The following is a 16,787-nucleotide window of genomic DNA, read 5'->3' as shown; positions in this document are numbered from 1 at the left end:
AACCGCTTCCGGAAGCGCGAACCGGACGGTAGCGTCCGGATGTATCGGCTCGCACTGACGAAGGCATCCGCGGGCTCCGTACCCGGCAGAACGCGACAAGGAGCCCCCCAAACTCCTACTTCGAAGTCGATGTACTAGCCCAGAATTTGAGTGAGGTTGCTGATGGCAGTCATGGAACGTGCAAAAGTTCTCGAGGTCCTGTCCATCCACGCGATGGTGGCGGCGGAGAGCGTCGCAGACGACCTCTCGCTGGAGGAGTTGGGGCTAGACTCCTTGGCGTTGGGACTGACCCTTGCTGACCTGGAAGAGCGGTTCGACGTGGTGATCGAGCCAGACGACCTGAGTGAGGTCAGACCGGAAACGCTCTTCGGTGATTTGATCGATGCGATCGTGGTCGCCGCCAGGCCGCGGATGCCGCTGGGATCGTGAACGATCCTGAGTACGCCACTCTGCTACTGGCCGTAGCTGACCATGCGCGCGTGGGTAATCCGAACACGATCGGTGCATGCGACGACACTGAATCGGAGTACGTCGATCGTACCTATTCTGAGGTTTTCGCTCATACGATTGGGGCCGCCAGGCAATTGATTGCCCACGGCATCCAACCAGGGGACGCGGTGGGTGTCGATATGACTACAGGCCCGGATCTTCCGGTCGCGATCCTGGCCGTGTTGGCGGCCGGGGCGGCGCTGGTGCCGTTGCGCGGTGGGTTGCGCGATGGCTTCAGTGACCGTGATCGTGCGGTTGCCGAGCACGCCGTTTCGATTGCCGGTGTGCGGTGGTGCCTGGCGCCACGGCGGCGATTACCGGCCTACCGGAGCCTCGGTCTGACCGCGTGGTCCATCGAGGGGATCGCGAGCGCGCCGGCGGCTGAGGACGCGCAGTTGCCGGTGCCGGCCGATCCAGAGGCGACTGCTCTCATCCAGTTCAGTTCGGGATCGACGGCGGCACCGCGGGGCATTGTGCTGACCCACGGCAACCTCGCCGCGAACATGCAAGAGTTGAGCCGGCGGGCCAGGATGGGCAGTGGGGCCCGGCTCTTCAGTTGGCTTCCGTTCTCTCACGACCTGGGCTTGGTGGCCTCGTTCTTCGGTTCGCTGTACGGCGGTACGGGGTTCCGGGCGATGCCGCCGGAGGCGTTTGTCCGGGATCCGCTGCGGTGGCTCCGGGAACTGTCAGCCTTCCGGGCGACGATCAGCGCAGGACCTCCGTTCGGCTATTTGATGGTTCTGCAGCATGCGAAACGCAGAGCGGCGGAGCTGAGTGGATGCGACCTCAGCTCGATCGAATCGCTGTCGATCGGCTCGGAGCGGGTTCCGGCGGAGCTCTGCCGGGTGTTCCCGACGGCGTTCGCGCCGATCGGGTTGCGGCCGAATGTGATGCTTGCCTGTTACGGCCTCGCGGAGAACTGTGCCGGCGTCGCGTCGCCCATACCTGGCAGCCCGTTGACGGTCTGCACCGTCGATCGCGCAGCCCTGGCCGCCGGCGACTTCAAGCTTTCGGAAGCGGCGGACGCGTCGGCGATCGTCGGGCATGGAGTCCCGCTGCCGGGGACCGAACTTCGGATCGTCGATGCTGATGGCGCCGTGCTCGCGGCGGATCGAGTCGGAGAGATTCAGATCAGTGGGGCATCGACGGCCCAGCAGATTCTTCGCGAGCCCGGCCGGGCTGAGCCGGCCGGCCAGGACGGCTTCGTGGCCACCGGCGATCTCGGGTGCTTTCATCAGGGGGAGTTGTTCGTGGTCGGGCGGATCAAGGAGTTGTTCAAGTACGCGGGCCGGACCTTCAGCCCGTTCGAGATCGAGACGGCCGTCTTCCGGGCTAGGATCCCTGGCGTGACAGGGGTCGCGATGACGCCGGTGCGCGCCGAGAACGACGCGACCGAGTCGGTGCTGATTATCCTCGAACTCGCCAGGAAGGCCGGACCTGACGTTGCCAGGACTGTCGGAGCGACGTTACTCAGGGAGTTCGGCGTACCGGTCCGGGAGGTCCATCAAGCCCGGCCGCGGGGTATTCCGCGAACGACCAGCGGCAAGATTCAGCGTGCCGCGCTCGCCGAGGCTTGGCTCACCGGCGAACTGACCGAAAAATTCGGCCTGCGCCGAATCGAACTGACCGAACGCACACACCTTTGATCAGACGAGGCATTCGCGAACTAGTCGCCAGAGTAGGAAACCCGGAGCAGCCCGGGGCACGACTCCAGCAGGGGCGAGGAGCCTGAACCGCAGTACGCCTGCAGTGATCTTGTCCCCGATCCAGCATCGATTCCACCATCTCAAGACCCTCGACCCTGCGCGATTGCGAGAGGGGCGCCCGTCGGCCGATGGGCAATGCAAAGCTGTCATGATGGGCCCCTGGAGTCTCGCGATCGGCGGGCGTTACGGACTTGGCGATCGATGATCCGGCGGACGAGCGGCGCCGTCAGGGGACCCAGAGTAGCCAGAGCGGCGATCGAGTGGTTGGCATAGACGGCGTAGCTGCGGTGGTCGATCGCGCGCACGATGGCGGCGGCGAGGCGCTCGGCGGTGATGGGTTTGGTCGAGCCGCTAATGGCGAACGACTCGGCTGGTTCATACCGGTTCTCCTCGGCCATCTGCCGGGTGTCCACATCGGGCGGGAAGACACAGGCGACATGGACACCAGCCGGCACCAGTTCGGTGCGCAGATGCTCCATCAGCCCCCGGACGGCGAACCTTGCCGGGGCGTAGGCGGTGGTTCCGTAGAGGCCGAGCCGGCCGGCACCGGAGGAGATGGCGACGATGGACCCCTGGCTCGCGCGACCATGCCGGGCGCTACCAGGCGGATCGCCGTCAAGGTGCCGAGGTAGTCGACCTCGATCATCGTCCGGAAGACCTCATCCTCCAGTTCGAGGAAATGCCCGGGCTGGGCGATACCGGCCGCCGTGACGAGGATGTCGCACTCTCCTCCGGCTGCCGTCAGCCGCCCAAGCGCCGCTGTGAACGCCGGCTGATCGGAAACGTCGACAGCCTCGATCCGGACGATCTCGCCAGCCGCGGATTCGGCGGCTTGTTCCAGGCGATCCTTGCCCCGGGCAACCAGCGAGACGGAGGCGCCGCGAGAGGCCAGCAGCTTGGCGGTAGCCAGGCCGATACCATTCGCCCCCCCGTGATGATCGCGTGAGCGCCCTGCATATCGGTCATTTCCATCCCCTGATGAAGCGATGAAGTCACCAGGCTACGGGAAGCGCGACCAGGTTGCGCATGGCGAGGTTGGGCGCGTAGCGGAGCTCTTGGGCAGGCACGGCTAGTCTCATCGTCTCGAATTGACTCACCAGAGCGGCGATGCCGATTTGAAGTTCCAGCCGGGCGAGCTGAGCGCCGAGACAGTAGTGGCTGCCGGAGCCGAAGGAAAGGTGCCGGTTGGGTGTCCGATCGAAGTCGAGCCGCTCGGGATCGGCGAACCTGGCGGGGTCGAGGTTCGCCGACTTGAGCGACGCGATGACCGCGCCGCCTGCGGGGACGGTGCCGCCGTCGAGTTGGACGTCTTCGGTCGCGACCCGGAATAGTGAGGCTCCCGCGGTGCTGCTGTGAACGTAGCGCAGTAGTTCCTCGATGGCGCTCGGGAAGAGGGCGGGCTCGGCGCGTAGCCGGGCCCACTGCTCCGGACGTTGCAGAAGTTCGAGCACGAAGCTGGAAAACTGCCCGATGGTCGTCTGGTAGCCGGCGACCAGAATGCTGATCACGGTTGAGATCAGCTCACTTTCGGAAAGCTGATCCTCCTTGTCTCCAGCAGTGATGAGGGTGCTCAGGAAGTCGTCGGTGGGACATCGGCGCCTGGACTCGACGAGTTGGCCCACATACTCTCCCAGCTGTGCTTCGGCCTGTCTGACCGGTCCGGTGTCGCCCCCAGGGATGACACTCGCCGCGTCCCCGAGGTGCGCAAACCGTTGGCGATCGGCGAACGGAATACCCAGCAAGTCGCAGATGGCGCGGATCGGTAACAGGTTGGCGAACCTGGGCACGAGGTCGACGGGTGGCTGCGAGTCGGCGATTTCCGCGCACAGTTCGGTGGCGAAATCCATTAGTGGCTGGCGAAGCCGCTCGATCTGGCGGGGAGCGAAGGCATGCGCTGCGAATCGGCGGATCCGGGTGTGATCGGGTGGGTCCATGTTGATCATCAACTCGGGGTTGTCGAAGGAGGGCGCACCCATCTGGATCGCGCGCGCCCGGGAGAAGCGATCGTCAGTAAAGAACCTCCGGACGTTGTCATATCCGGAAACCAGCCAGAGTCGCTGACCGTCGGCGAGCTTGACGGGGCGCACTGTTCCATCGGCCATCGGTGCTCCTCGATACGACGAACGGGACCCCTGGGGTGAATTTGCGGAAGTACTGTCGAGGTCGGCTGGATGTGACTTATGGTGTGAGGCTAGAGGATGTGGACCTCAAAATCGAAGGATTGCCGAGGCAATCTTCGAAAGTACGGAACGGTGGCTCATCGATTACACCATGCTAATTCGGGTCGGCAATCAGGCGCCGAGAACCGAGTGGTTGGCGAGCATTTGCGTCGGCTGGCGACGGCTCTGGTGCGATCTCCTGGTGAAATGCCGGAGCCTGGCCTGCGGGCAACCTGCTCGAACGGCTCGGGATGTAGTGAATGGAGATGACGGACCGTGTCCATCTTTGACAAGGCCTACGCCTTCGATGCGGCTGAGCTGGCCCGTCGCGCAAACACCTACCCTTACTACCCACAGCTTGACCACCCGGAAGGAGCGACGGTCGTCTTCGAGGAACGGCGGCGCCTGAACATCGGGAGCAACAACTACCTGGGCCTCGCCACCGATCGCCGGGTGAAGCAGGCTGCGATCGACGCAGTCAATAGATTCGGCACTTCGGTCTCCGGGGCCCGGGTCGGCCTCGGCAACACGCCCTTGCACGACGAGCTTGAGGCCGAACTAGCGGACTTTCTCAATATGCCCGCGGCCTTGGTCTTCGGCAATGGGTTCGACACCAACCTCGGTGTCATAGTCACCTTGTGCGGTCCTGGCGACTACGTCGTTCTGGATGAGCTCGCGCACCGGTCGATTGTGGATGCCGCAAAATTCAGCGGCGCGGAGTTGCGTCGATTCAAGCACAACGATGTGGCCGCGTTGCGCGCCAAGCTGGAAGCCTGTCCGCGAGATGCCGACAAGCTCGTCGTCGTCGACGGGGTCTACTCGATGGACGGTGACCTTGCTCCGTTGCCCGATATCATCGAAATCTGCAGGCTCGATCCGCGGGTGAAGTTGATGGTGGACGATGCCCATGGCGCCGGCGTCTTCGCCGACGGTCGCGGTACGGCGGCGCATCTCGGCGTGGCCGACGAGGTCGACCTGCTGATGGTCACTTTCTCGAAGTCGTTCGCGTCGCGTGGTGGGGCGATTCTCGCTGAAGCGTCGGTGGTCGACTATCTGAAGCACACCGCGGCGGCGATGCTGTTCACCGTGGCCCTGTCACCTGCCGACACCGCAGCGGCACTGGCGGCTTTGCGGATCGTGCGCGCAGAACCATGGCTGTGCCAGTCAGTTCTGGCCACCTCCAGCCGGGTACGGGAGGGCCTCTTTGATCTCGGGTTCGCGGTCGGCGGGGAAAGCCCGATCGTTCCTGTGCTGACTGGCGACCAGTCCACCACCGTGTCGGCCTACTGGGAACTGCTGCGGCACCACGATATTCTCGCTGGTATTATCGCGCCCCCTGCCGCGTCCTACAGACTGCGAACGAGCTACAGCGCGGCAAACAGCGCCGCTGACGTCGAGCGTGTTGTCGAAGCTTTCGGCGGCCTCGGACAGCGGTTCCCCCACCTTCGGGCCAAGCGCTAGCTGCTCGTTCCCAGGGGCCGCGCTGGAGCTACTTTGCTCGAGCCATGCAGCCTCAGGCCTCGAAGGAAGGCTTCGCTTCAACCGGGACCACGCGTCGGGCAACGCGTCATCACCGCGTGTCCGGTAGGAAGGCTCGGGAGCGGCGCCAGGAGAACCTCACCCGTCGATGTCATCTTCGCCCACCTCGACGCCGACCTCCTCGGCCAGTACCTCGGCACGTTGATGTGGACCCGCACCCACACCGTCGGCTCGCGTCGCGTGATCGCTCTGGACGGCAAGACCGTGGTGCACGGTCGAAAACCACGACAGCACCGCACCTGGTCGCCGCCCTCGACCAGGCCACCGGCACAGTGATCGGGCAGTTCGCAGTGACCGCGAAGTCCAACGAGATCCCCGCAGTACAAGGGCTCCTGAAACTCTTCGATCTCACCAATGTTGTTGTCACTGTCGATGCAATGCTCACACAAACCGACACCGCCCAACAGATCACCACCGCCGGCGGCGCCTACGTCTTCACCGTCAAGGCCAACCAGCCCAAGCTCTTGGCCGCGTGCAAGAACCTGCCCTGGAAAGACGTCCCCAGCCACACCAGCACCAGCCGCGGGCACGGCCGCAAAGCGACCCGGACCATCAAGGTCACCACAGCCCCGGCCTGGGTCGAGTTCGCCGGCGCCACCCAGTTCGCCCAGGTCCGACGCACCGTCACACGCAACGGCAAGAAGACCGTCGAAATCGTCTACCTCATCACCTCCGCCGACCACCAAGCACCACCGGCGACGCTCGCGGCGTGGGTCCAAGCCCACTGGGGCATCGAGAACCGGCTCCACCGCATCCGCGACGTCACCTACGACGAAGACCGCTCCGAAGCACGCACCGGCAACAGCCCACAGGTCATGGCCACCCTGCGCAACACCGCAATCAGCCTCCTGCGACTGACCGGCGCCGAGAACATCGCCCAACGCCTACGACATCACGCCCGCAACCCCGAAACCATCCTCAACCTGCTCCTGAGCCGCTAGGACACGACTATGCCGGGGCCCTGCCCCAGACCCTGACCCTCGAACAACGCGCCCGCTGAACTACGACCAACCGTCGCGCCCGCTCTGACACGGCGCCGTTCAAAGGGGGCAGTAAAAGTGCCTCACACATGTTGTTGCCTGTGGCATCGAGGGACCAAAGCAGCGGCGACCCCGCCAGCCTTAGTCGTTAACGCGCTTAAGCGGTTTCACTAATGAGCGTCAACAATCACATTTTCTTGACGGATACCACTCGGTGTCAGTTAACTACCTGTAGTGTTCCGGCGCGAAACCCGGACACCGAGTGACGCACCCAGCCGGTAGACAGTCCGGTTTCAGGCGCCAGGGCGACGGCCCGAGGCGGGGTAGCGTCCGCGGGACCGCTGGAGCCGATCGTGTCCACACCCAGTAAACCCCTGAGGGCGTTTGCCGCCGTCGCCCTCCTCGCCACCGCTGCCGGTTGCGGCCAGGCCACCGCAGACGAGTCGGATAAGCCGGACACCGTCGCCACGGCGGGCACCCTCCCACCCGCGCACGCAGCCTGGGACTACCAGATCGGTGGACCGTACACCCCGGCCGACGGCGTGACCGTCGTCAGCCGTGATCACACCGTCGCGCCCGCCACCGGGCTGTACAACATCTGCTACCTCAACGCCTTCCAGGCCCAGCCTGACGCGCAGTCCGAGTGGGGCGATCTACTCCTGACAGATGCGGGCGGCAAGGTCGTGATGGACGTGGACTGGGGCGAGGCGCTGCTCGATCTGCGCACCGACGAGAAACGCCGCAGGATCGCCGCCAAGATCAACGTCTGGATCGACGACTGCGCATCCGCTGGGTATGACGCGGTCGAGCCGGACAACTACGACAGCTTTAGCCGGTCCCAAGGCCTGCTCAAACCGGAGCACGCGACGGCGTATATCCAGATGCTGGCCGACCACGCGCACGAGCGGAAGCTCGCCATCGCCCAGAAGAACACCCTCGAACTCGCCTCCCAGCGCGAGTCCCTCGGCCTCGACTTCGCGGTCGTCGAGGAGTGCGGCGAGTACGACGAATGCGGTAAGTACGTCGACCACTTCGGTACGGCGATAGTCGTCGTCGAGTACTCCGACGAGGGCATGGCGACCGCGTGCAAGACCGTCGGCGACCGCGTCAGCGTCGTACGGCGTGATCGGGACGTCTCAGCGGCCGGCTCGTCGGGCCACGTCTACAAGACTTGCTGACGGCCGTAGTCCGTCAACACCTAGCAGTACCAAGAACCCCGCCGAGTTCATCTGCCGACAGGTCGGTACCCGGCGACGGCCTCATGGTTGGGCCTGCCGCCTGTGTGGGGTCATTTTCCATGCGCGGTCCCCCTGCGGTGGAGGTGACTACGGCCCCGTCATCTGAGCAGCGGTATCCAGCGCGACCCTGGCTCTTCGGCAGGCTCGCGCATGCTCTGCAGTCATGGCGTCGATGACACCATGATCCGCCCCGAACCACCGACTACCTGTACCCCTCCAAAGCTCAATCGGTGGTTTCGGCGAGGTGGCGGGCCATTCGGTCAGCGGTGCGGGAGCCGTTCGGTGCTGACAGCAGGATTATCTGCTGGTCTGTGCCGGGTACCAGTAGCAGATCGCAGGACAAGGTGAGTTCGCCGAGGGTTGGATGGTGCAGTTGCCGCATCGAGTGGATACCGGTTGTGACGTACCCGGCGCTCCAGAGCGACTCGAACTCCTCGCTGCCAGCCCGCAACTCGCGGATCAGTTCCGCTGTCTGCGGGTCCTCGGGATACCGGGCGGCGGCGGATTGGAGCTGTCCGACGACAAGCCGGGTGTACTCCTCCACGCCGCTCATTCCGTAGTACCGGACGGTTCCCGGCGGCGCGAGGAAGTGATTGCGGATCAGGTTGCGGCGGGTGGAACCGGACTTGCCGAAGTCTTCCAGCAAGGTTGCGGCCAGCTCGTTCCATTCCAGTACGTCGTATCTCGCGCTCACCACGAGCGCGGCGGTGGTTCGCATCCCGTGCACGAGTTGGACGAGGCTGTCGGCGACATTCATGCTGGGATAGATACTGTGGGGAGCCTGCATCCCGGCGATTTCGAAGAGGTGTCGTTGCTCGTTGTCGTCGAGTCGCAGGGCCGACGAGATCGACACGAGCACTTGCCGCGAAGGGCTGGACCCACGCGCCTGCTCGACATTGGTGTAGTGGTCGACCGAGATGTGAGCGAGTTCGGCGACCTCCGGGCGCCGCAGGCCGGGCGTGCGCCGGCCAGCAGCATCGAGTCCGAAGTCGTACGGGTGCCGTTTCTCACGAGCGTCCCTGAGGAACTGGCCGAGCGCTCGTCGATCCATGCTCCCGAGAATATGGCATCGAGGCCTTTGGGGGGTACAGGTTGTCGGTGGTTCGGGGCGGGTCGTGGTGGTGGGATCCAAGCCATGCCTCAGCGCAAGCGCGAACCCGCCCATGAGCCCCCGGGCCGCAAGCATTGCCCTACCGACCACGATCACTCGGTTACCTTCGTCACCTTCCGTCCATACACGACCACGCATCTCGCTTGAATGCTCAAATGAGCGCTCCGGATCTTGCGAATCCGAGCGACGGGAGAAATAGGAATCCTTTGTTTCCTGGGCGGCTTTGTCCTTATCATCCTTGTGGGTCAGGTGAGGTGAAACCGATCGAGACTTGTCGGCATTGGGGAGTGGATGTCGATGTCGTCTCTATTTCTGGTTGACCACGTGTCGGCTCAGCGCGCACGACTGTTGGACACTGTGCGTCGGGTCCGTGAGCCTGCCCACCTCGTCGACCTGGGGGACGCCGGGATCAGTCTGGTGCGCGAACCGTCCGCAACGGAAAACGTGGTCGGTACGCTGCCTCCGATGTACCCGGAGTGGTTGGGTGATCGCACCTTCTGTCAGGTGCACGGCGTGCGGTTTGGTTACGTCGCGGGCGAGATGGCCAACGGCATCGCGACTGCTGACATGGTGATCGCGATGGCCCGCGCGGACATGCTGGGTTTTTTCGGAGCGGGCGGGCTCGGCTTCGAGCAGGTCGAGCGCGCGGTCGGCACGCTGACCACCGAACTGGCGGGGCGTGGCAACTGGGGCGTCAATCTGATCCATTCACCGAATGAGCCGGCGCTGGAGGATCGGGTCGCCGATCTGTTGCTGCGCCGGGGAGTTCCGGCGATCTCCGCGTCGGCCTTCATGGACCTCACTCCTGCCGTCGTCCGCTGCGCCGCGGCCGGTTTGACTGTTGACTCCGCGGGCCGTGTATTCCGGCGAACCCGAATCATGGCCAAGGTGTCACGGCCGGAAGTCGCCGAGAAGTTCATGTCGCCAGCGCCGGCTGAGATGCTGCGTGACCTGGTCGGTCGAGGATTGATTACCGCGGTGGACGCGGAGTTGGCCGCCAGGATTCCCGTCGCCGATGACATCACCGTGGAGTCCGACAGCGGCGGTCACACCGACAATCGGCCGCTGGTCTCGCTGCTGCCCGTCATGCTGGCTTTGCGTGATGAGGTGGTCGCACGCCACGGCTACTTGCACCCCGTCCGGGTGGGTGCCGCCGGCGGACTGGGCACACCGCAAGGCGTTGCTGCCGCGTTCGCGCTGGGCGCCGCCTACGTCGTCACCGGCTCGGTCAACCAGCTAGCTGTCGAATCGGGCCTGTCGGCGGACGCGAAATCCATGCTGGCTCTGGCCGATCTCGCCGACGTGATCATGGCGCCGGCCGCCGACATGTTCGAGTTCGGAGTGAAGCTCCAGGTGTTGCGCCGGGGCACCATGTTCGCCAGCCGCGCTCTCCGGCTCTATGAGGCCTACCTCGCGTACCCAACCTTGGAGGCGATTCCGGCCGAGGTGAGGACGAAGCTGGAACAGGAGGTGCTGCACGCGTCGCTGGACGAGATCTGGGCGGACACCAGCGGATTCTGGCGGCGGCGCGATCCCAGCGAGTTGGTGCGCGCCGAGGCCGATCCCAAGCACCGGATGGCGCTGGTGTTCCGTTGGTACCTGGGAAAATCCAGCAAATGGGCTATCGAGGGTGAGAAATCCCGCCGTGCGGACTATCAGATCTGGTGCGGACCGGCGATGGGCGCGTTCAACCGCTGGACCGCCGGCAGCTTCCTGGCCGAACAGGCCAATCGTTCGGTGACCCAGATCGCCCGCAACCTGCTCGAAGGGGCTGCGGTCATCACCAGAGCACATCAGGCCCGCACTTGTGGGGTGCCAGTTCCCGCTGCGGCCTTCGCCTTCACGCCACGCAGACTCGCCTGAGGTAGGTCACGAAGATGAGCGATTTCGTTCGCCCGCAGCAGATCCCCGTAGCCGTCGTCGGGGTAGGTGCCCTGATGCCCGGTGCCACCGACGCCGGAGCCTTCTGGCGCAACATAGTGACCGGCAGAGACTTGGTCACCGAAGTACCGTCCACGCACTGGCTGGTCGAGGACTACTACGATCCTGATCCGTCCGCGCCGGACAAGACCTACGGCAGAACGGGCGCGTTCCTGCCTGCGGTCGAGTTCGATCCGATGGCTTATGGCGTCCCGCCGAATACCTTGCCCGCCACCGACACCAGTCAGCTGTTGGCATTGCTGGTCGCTGAGGAAGTACTGGCCGACGCAGGTGGCGGTGAACCGGCTGCTCTGGACCGTGACCGGGTCAGCGTCATACTCGGCACCAGCGCGCTCGACTTGCTCACGACCATGGGCAACCGGATGCAGCGTCCGGTCTGGCTCAAGGCGATGCGTGAGCAGGGGCTGCCCGAGCCACAGGTGCAGCAGCTCTGCGACCGGATTGCTGAGCATTATGTGCCGTGGCAGGAGGCAACGTTTCCGGGCCTGCTCGGCAATGTCGTCGCCGGCCGGATCGCGAACCGGTTCGATCTGCACGGGAGCAACTACACGACGGATGCAGCCTGTGCCAGCTCGCTGGCCGCGGTATCCAACGCGGTCGACGAACTGGCGCTCGGCCACTCCGACATGGTCGTCACCGGGGGAGTGGACACCCTCAACGACATCCTGATGTACATGTGCTTCTCGAAGACCCCAGCGCTGTCACCGAGCGGGGACTGCCGGCCGTTCTCCGATGGAGCCGACGGCACGATCCTCGGTGAGGGGTTGGTGATGCTGGCGCTCAAGCGGTTGTCGGACGCCGAGCGAGACGCCGATCGCGTCTACGCGGTGATCCGGGGTATCGGTAGCTCCTCGGACGGACGCAGCACCGCGATCTACGCACCCTTGCCCGCCGGGCAAGCCCGGGCGCTACGTCGTGCGTATGAGTCGGCGGGCTACGGACCGGACACTGTCGAGCTCGTGGAGGCACACGGCACCGGGACGAAGGCCGGCGACGCCGCGGAGTTCGCCGCTCTCAAGGAGGTATTCGCCGAGTCCGGCCGCGATGACGAGCAATGGTGTGCGCTGGGCTCGCTGAAGTCGCAGGTCGGCCACACCAAGTCTGCCGCCGGAGCAGCCGGCCTGTTCAAGGCCGTCATGTCGTTGCACCACAAGGTATTGCCGCCGACGATCAAAGTGGACAAGCCGAGTCCGGCTCTCGGGGTCGACGGCAGTCCGCTGTACTTGAACACCGAGGTCCGTCCGTGGACACGGGCTGCCGACCACCCGCGCCGGGCGTCGGTGTCCAGCTTCGGGTTCGGTGGCAGCAATTTTCACCTGACCCTCGAGGAGTACGTGCCGTCCCGGCCCGAGGCCGTGCGGGCGTGGAGATCCCGTACCGCGGCGAGTGAGCTGGTGCTGTTCGGCGATGCCACGGCGGATGAGCTCCTGTCGAAGGTGGGCGACGTCGGCTCCGGCAGCCTTGCCGACATCGCCCGTCGGTCGCAGCGTGAGTTCGACGCCGGTACGGCCGTCCGCTTGGCTATCGTCGCCTCGGACGTCGACGATCTGCGGGCGAAACTGATTCAGGCGGCCGACCTGATTCACCGGCAGCCGCACTCCGCTTTGTCCACTCCGAACGGAATTCACTATGGCGTGGGCGAGCCGGTACTGGAGAAGCTGGCTTTTCTGTTCTCCGGTCAGGGAAGCCAGTACGTCGGCATGGGCGCCGACGTCGCCATGTTGTGCCCGCAAGCGCAGCAGGAGTGGGACCGTGCCGCCGGATGGGAGATTGGTGACCGGCCGTTGCACCGGGTCGTGTTCCCAGTACCCGTCTTCACCGAGCCGGATCGGGCCACGCAGCAGGCCGCACTAACCGCGACCGAGTGGGCGCAGCCGGCGCTAGCCGTACAGAGTCTGGCGCTGCTGGCCGTTACCCGATCGCTCGGACTTCGCCCGGATTTCCTTGCCGGCCACAGCTTCGGCGAGTTGGTGGCACTGCATGCGGCAGGTTCGTTCGACGCCGAGGCACTGGTGCGGCTGGCTCGCCGACGCGGCGAGTTGATGCGTGACGCCGACGCCGACGCCGCCGGCGGGATGCTGGCGGCGCAGTGCTCGATCGAGGATGTCATGGTGGTGCTCGACGAGTTCGGCTCGGACGAGGTTTGGGTGGCCAACCACAATGCGCCCCGTCAGGTTGTACTGTCCGGTACCGCAGACGGGATCTCGGCAGTGGGGGAGAGATTGCGGACCTCTGGCGTGACGACCCGAAAGCTCGATGCGGCAGCCGCGTTTCACAGCCCGTTGGTTGCTTCGGCCAGCAAGCCGCTGCTGCAGTACCTGGACAGTGTGAAGGTCGCCGCGCCGACTGTCGACGTGTATGGCAACGCCGACTCGCACGTCTACCCGGGAGATCCGGACGAGGTGCGACAGCGGATCGCCGGGCACATCACGTCGCAGGTCAGGTTCGTGGACGAGATCGAGGCGCTGTACGCGGCAGGTACTCGCGTATTTGTCGAGATCGGTGCCGGCTCGACGCTGACCGGGCTGGTCAACGAGACACTCGGTGACCGCGGGCACCTCTCGGTCAGCCTCGACCACCGTGGCCGTGACGGTGTCACGAGCCTGCACGACGCGCTCGGCCAGATCGCGGTACGCGGGATCGAGCTCGACTTCGAGGCGCTGTGGACCTCCTACGCTCCGCCTGCGGAGGAGAAGACGACCACAGCCAATATGTCCACGACACTTCTCGGCGCGAACTACGGCAAGCCATACCCTCCGGTCGGCGGAGCACACGAGCTGCTGCCGCCCAATCCACCGACTCCCGCTCCCGCGGTGCGGCAGCCTGTCGTGGCCGAAGAGGCATCGACGGAATGGCTGCAGGTGATGCGCGAGACACAGCAGCACACCGCCGAAGCACACGCCACCTATCAGCGCGTGATCGCCGAGAGCCACTTGGCATTCTTGAAGGCTACTGAGACGTCATTCGGCGGCACGATACCGGCTGGCACTCCCGTACCGAACTTGCCCTCGCCGTTCACGACTTCTCTCGAACAGCCGCTGCCGGTGACGCCGACCGCAGTGGTCGACGTGCCTAGCGCACCGCCTGCACTGACCGAACCCGTTCCCGAAGCAGTTCCCGTTCCTTCTGCCGGTGCCGGTGTCGATGTCGAATCGATGATGCTCGGCATCGTTGCCGAGAAGACCGGCTATCCGGTCGACATGCTGAGCGCGGATATGGCGCTCGAGGGTGATTTGGGGATTGATTCGATCAAGCGCGTGGAGATCTTGTCGACGTTGCGCGAGCGAGTGCCCGGGCTGCCTGAGGTCGACGCGGCGGTACTGGGCAAGCTGCGGACGCTGGGTGAGATCGCCGATCAGTACGGCCGCGGAGCCGGGCCGAACCACAGCGCCGAAGCTATCGAGGAACCGTTGCTGCGCCTGGAGGTACGGGTGGTTCCGGTCGAAGCGTCCGGGCTGAGGTTGCCAGGCCTGGGCAGTGAGCAGGTGGTCGTCACCGCCGAGGGAACCGGGGTTGCGGACGAGGTCGTGACGGCACTGCGAGGCCACGGCATCAGCGCGATCGTGGTCGACGAGGTACCGGCCACCGCGAAGGCCGTTGTCTTCCTGGGCGGCCTTCGCGCAAGTACGTCGGTGGACGAAGCGGTAGCGGTCAACGCCGAGGCGTTCCGGGCGGCCAAGGCTGTCGCTGCCGGATTCGCCGAAGAGGGCGGACTCTTCGTCACCGTCCAGGACACCGGTGGCGACTTCGGGCTGGCAGGCGCAGAGCCGGTGAAGGCGTGGCAAGGTGGCTTGGTCGCACTGGCGAAAACGGCGGCCAAAGAGTGGCCGACGGCTTCGGTCAAGGGGATCGACTGCGAGCGTGGCGACCGGACCGCCGTCGAGGTGGCTGAGGCAATCGTGCAGGAACTGCTCGACGGCGGCTCGACGCCGGCGGCCGGTCTGCGAGCCGATGGGGGGCGCGTCATCCCAGTCACGGTCGAAACGCCGGTTGTCGTCGGTGAACTGAACCTCGGGCCGGATTCGGTGATTGTGGCCACTGGCGGTGGACGAGGCGTGACGGCTGCGGTGTTGCGAGAGTTCGCCAAGCAGCACCCGTCGCGGATCGTCTTGATCGGACGGACACCGCTGGTCGATGAGGATCCGGCACTGCGCGGTGCGGAGGATGATCTTGCCCTCAAGCGGCTGCTGATGGCCACGTCCGGCGGGCAGCGGCCCACGCCGGCAGAGTTGGGCGCGAAGGTTGCCGGGATCCTGGCGGTCCGGGAAATCCGGGCAACACTTGCGGCGCTCGAACTGGCAGGTTCGAAGGCCCGCTACCTGGCCGTCGATGTCCGCGATACCGAGCAACTGGCCACTGCGCTCGCCGACGTGCGTGAGCAGTGGGGACCCATCACCGGTCTGGTGCACGGCGCCGGTGTGCTGGCCGACAAGAGCCTCGTCGATAAGACCGGCGAGCAGTTCCAACGGGTCTTCGATACCAAGACCGCCGGCCTGCGGGCGCTACTGGCCGCGACAGCCAATGATCCGCTGACTGTGTTGTGCTTGTTCTCCTCGGTCGCTGCCCAGTACGGGAACAGCGGGCAGAGTGACTACGCGATGGCTAACGAGGTGCTCAACCAGGTCGCCGCCGTTGAGCAGGTAAGACGGCCGAATTGTCTGGTTCGCGCTATCGGCTGGGGGCCGTGGCAGGGTGGCATGGTCACGCCGTCGCTCGCGGAACACTTCCGTGAGGCTGGAGTCCCGCTGATACCGGTGGCGACCGGCGCCGACGCGTTCGTTGCCGAACTATCCGGCACCGGCACTGGCACTCAGGTGGTCATCGCAGCGGGACTCGACTCTCCGAAACCGGTGTCCGGCGACGTCTGGATCACCGACCGCTCCCACCCCTACCTGGCAGGCCACACGATTGCGGGTACACCGGTACTGCCGATGGTGTTGGCCCTTGAATGGTTCGCCGCTGCGGTCCACCAGTGGCGTCCGGACCCCGCACCGCTGACCCTGCGCGAGGTGTCGGTGCTGCGTAAGGTCGCCGTCGACCGGTTCGCCGAGCGGGGGCACCGGCTGCGTGTCGAGGGCAGGCCGGATGGTTCCGTGCTTGCCTTGGAGTTGCTCGGTGAGCATGGCGAATTGCATTACCGGGCATTCGGTGAGGCATCGACCGTGCCGCCAGGTGTCCATGAACCGATTGCCGGGGAGGGGTCCGGCAACCGAGAGTTGACTGTCTACGACGGCACGGTGCTGTTCCACGGCCCCGAGTTCCAGGTCGTCAGGTCGCTGGACATCCTTCGCGATGACGGCGCGGCCGGCACGCTGGCCGGTCTGGCCGAAGCAGGCTGGCCGGGCCAGGGCTGGCACACCGATCCGGCGATGATCGACGGCGGACTGCAGTTGGCACTGGTGTGGGGGCACCAGGTGCTCGGCGGCGCGGCGTTGCCGATGTCGGTTCGCGAGTTCCGGCTGTACCGGCGTGGACCGGTCGACGGCCTGGTGAGCTGCGTGGTGCGATCCCGCGGGCGCACCACCACAACTGCGGAGTGCGACATCACCTTCCATGAGATGGACGGCACGCCCAGAGCCGAGTTGCTCGGTGTCGGTCTCGTGCTGCGGCCGGAACGAGGATGA

Annotated in this window: 9 protein-coding genes and 1 pseudogene; 7 read left to right on the top strand and 3 right to left on the bottom strand. The window is 65.4% G+C overall.

Annotated features, from left to right (window positions below; translation table 11 throughout):
• Nucleotides 1–162: 162 nt before the first annotated feature.
• A complete protein-coding gene (locus tag E1263_RS06590; protein ID WP_132166267.1) occupies nucleotides 163–429 on the top strand; it encodes an acyl carrier protein in 267 nt (88 codons plus the stop codon).
• Nucleotides 426–2,135: an AMP-binding protein gene (locus tag E1263_RS06585; protein ID WP_165956511.1), complete on the top strand. Its 1,710-nt coding sequence runs from the start codon at nucleotides 426–428 to the stop codon at nucleotides 2,133–2,135. Before E1263_RS06590 ends, E1263_RS06585 begins: the two co-directional genes overlap by 4 nt.
• A gap of 206 nt (nucleotides 2,136–2,341) precedes the next feature.
• Here the strand turns inward: E1263_RS06585 and E1263_RS43535 are convergent.
• Together E1263_RS43535 and E1263_RS06570 are read right to left on the bottom strand one after the other, a co-directional pair.
• Nucleotides 2,342–3,087 (bottom strand): annotated as a pseudogene (locus E1263_RS43535) (SDR family NAD(P)-dependent oxidoreductase).
• A gap of 100 nt (nucleotides 3,088–3,187) precedes the next feature.
• Complete coding sequence (locus E1263_RS06570; RefSeq protein WP_132166264.1) at nucleotides 3,188–4,297, bottom strand: cytochrome P450; 1,110 nt, start codon at nucleotides 4,295–4,297, stop codon at nucleotides 3,188–3,190.
• Nucleotides 4,298–4,630: 333 nt separating this feature from the next.
• Between E1263_RS06570 and E1263_RS06565 the strand changes: the two genes are divergently transcribed.
• The 3 genes from E1263_RS06565 to E1263_RS06555 all read left to right on the top strand — a co-directional run bounded on the left by E1263_RS06565 (nucleotide 4,631) and on the right by E1263_RS06555 (nucleotide 8,051).
• A complete protein-coding gene (locus E1263_RS06565; protein WP_132166263.1) occupies nucleotides 4,631–5,815 on the top strand; it encodes an aminotransferase class I/II-fold pyridoxal phosphate-dependent enzyme in 1,185 nt (394 codons plus the stop codon).
• A gap of 44 nt (nucleotides 5,816–5,859) precedes the next feature.
• A complete protein-coding gene (locus E1263_RS06560; RefSeq protein WP_238161102.1) occupies nucleotides 5,860–6,834 on the top strand; it encodes an ISAs1 family transposase in 975 nt (324 codons plus the stop codon).
• 392 nt (nucleotides 6,835–7,226) lie between these two features.
• Entirely contained in the window at nucleotides 7,227–8,051 is an 825-nt protein-coding gene (locus E1263_RS06555; RefSeq protein WP_238161101.1) for an endo alpha-1,4 polygalactosaminidase, read from the top strand.
• 283 nt (nucleotides 8,052–8,334) lie between these two features.
• Here E1263_RS06555 and E1263_RS06550 read toward each other — a convergent pair whose 3' ends face one another.
• Nucleotides 8,335–9,162 (bottom strand): helix-turn-helix transcriptional regulator, encoded by an 828-nt coding sequence (locus E1263_RS06550; RefSeq protein WP_165956510.1) that lies wholly within the window; start codon nucleotides 9,160–9,162, stop codon nucleotides 8,335–8,337.
• 351 nt (nucleotides 9,163–9,513) lie between these two features.
• Between E1263_RS06550 and E1263_RS06545 the strand changes: the two genes are divergently transcribed.
• A complete protein-coding gene (locus E1263_RS06545) occupies nucleotides 9,514–11,085 on the top strand; it encodes a PfaD family polyunsaturated fatty acid/polyketide biosynthesis protein (RefSeq protein WP_132166260.1) in 1,572 nt (523 codons plus the stop codon).
• A 14-nt stretch (nucleotides 11,086–11,099) separates the two neighbouring features.
• Nucleotides 11,100–16,787 (top strand): type I polyketide synthase, encoded by a 5,688-nt coding sequence (locus tag E1263_RS06540; protein WP_132166259.1) that lies wholly within the window; start codon nucleotides 11,100–11,102, stop codon nucleotides 16,785–16,787.

The sequence above is a fragment of the Kribbella antibiotica genome (assembly GCF_004349055.1).
Lineage (GTDB): Bacteria > Actinomycetota > Actinomycetes > Propionibacteriales > Kribbellaceae > Kribbella > Kribbella antibiotica.
The sequence above is the reverse complement of the archived record's forward strand: the minus strand, read 5'-3'. Positions and strand labels throughout refer to the sequence as shown.

Bases quoted from the DNA above. Each gene is read 5' to 3' on its own strand.
- E1263_RS06590 (WP_132166267.1), top strand. From the start codon at position 163: ATGGCAGTCATGGAACGTGCAAAAGTTCTCGAGGTCCTGTCCATCCAC.
- E1263_RS06570 (WP_132166264.1), bottom strand. From the start codon at position 4,297: ATGGCCGATGGAACAGTGCGCCCCGTCAAGCTCGCCGACGGTCAGCGA.
- E1263_RS06560 (WP_238161102.1), top strand. From the start codon at position 5,860: ATGCAGCCTCAGGCCTCGAAGGAAGGCTTCGCTTCAACCGGGACCACG.
- E1263_RS06550 (WP_165956510.1), bottom strand. From the start codon at position 9,162: ATGGATCGACGAGCGCTCGGCCAGTTCCTCAGGGACGCTCGTGAGAAA.
- E1263_RS06545 (WP_132166260.1), top strand. From the start codon at position 9,514: ATGTCGATGTCGTCTCTATTTCTGGTTGACCACGTGTCGGCTCAGCGC.
- E1263_RS06540 (WP_132166259.1), top strand. From the start codon at position 11,100: ATGAGCGATTTCGTTCGCCCGCAGCAGATCCCCGTAGCCGTCGTCGGG.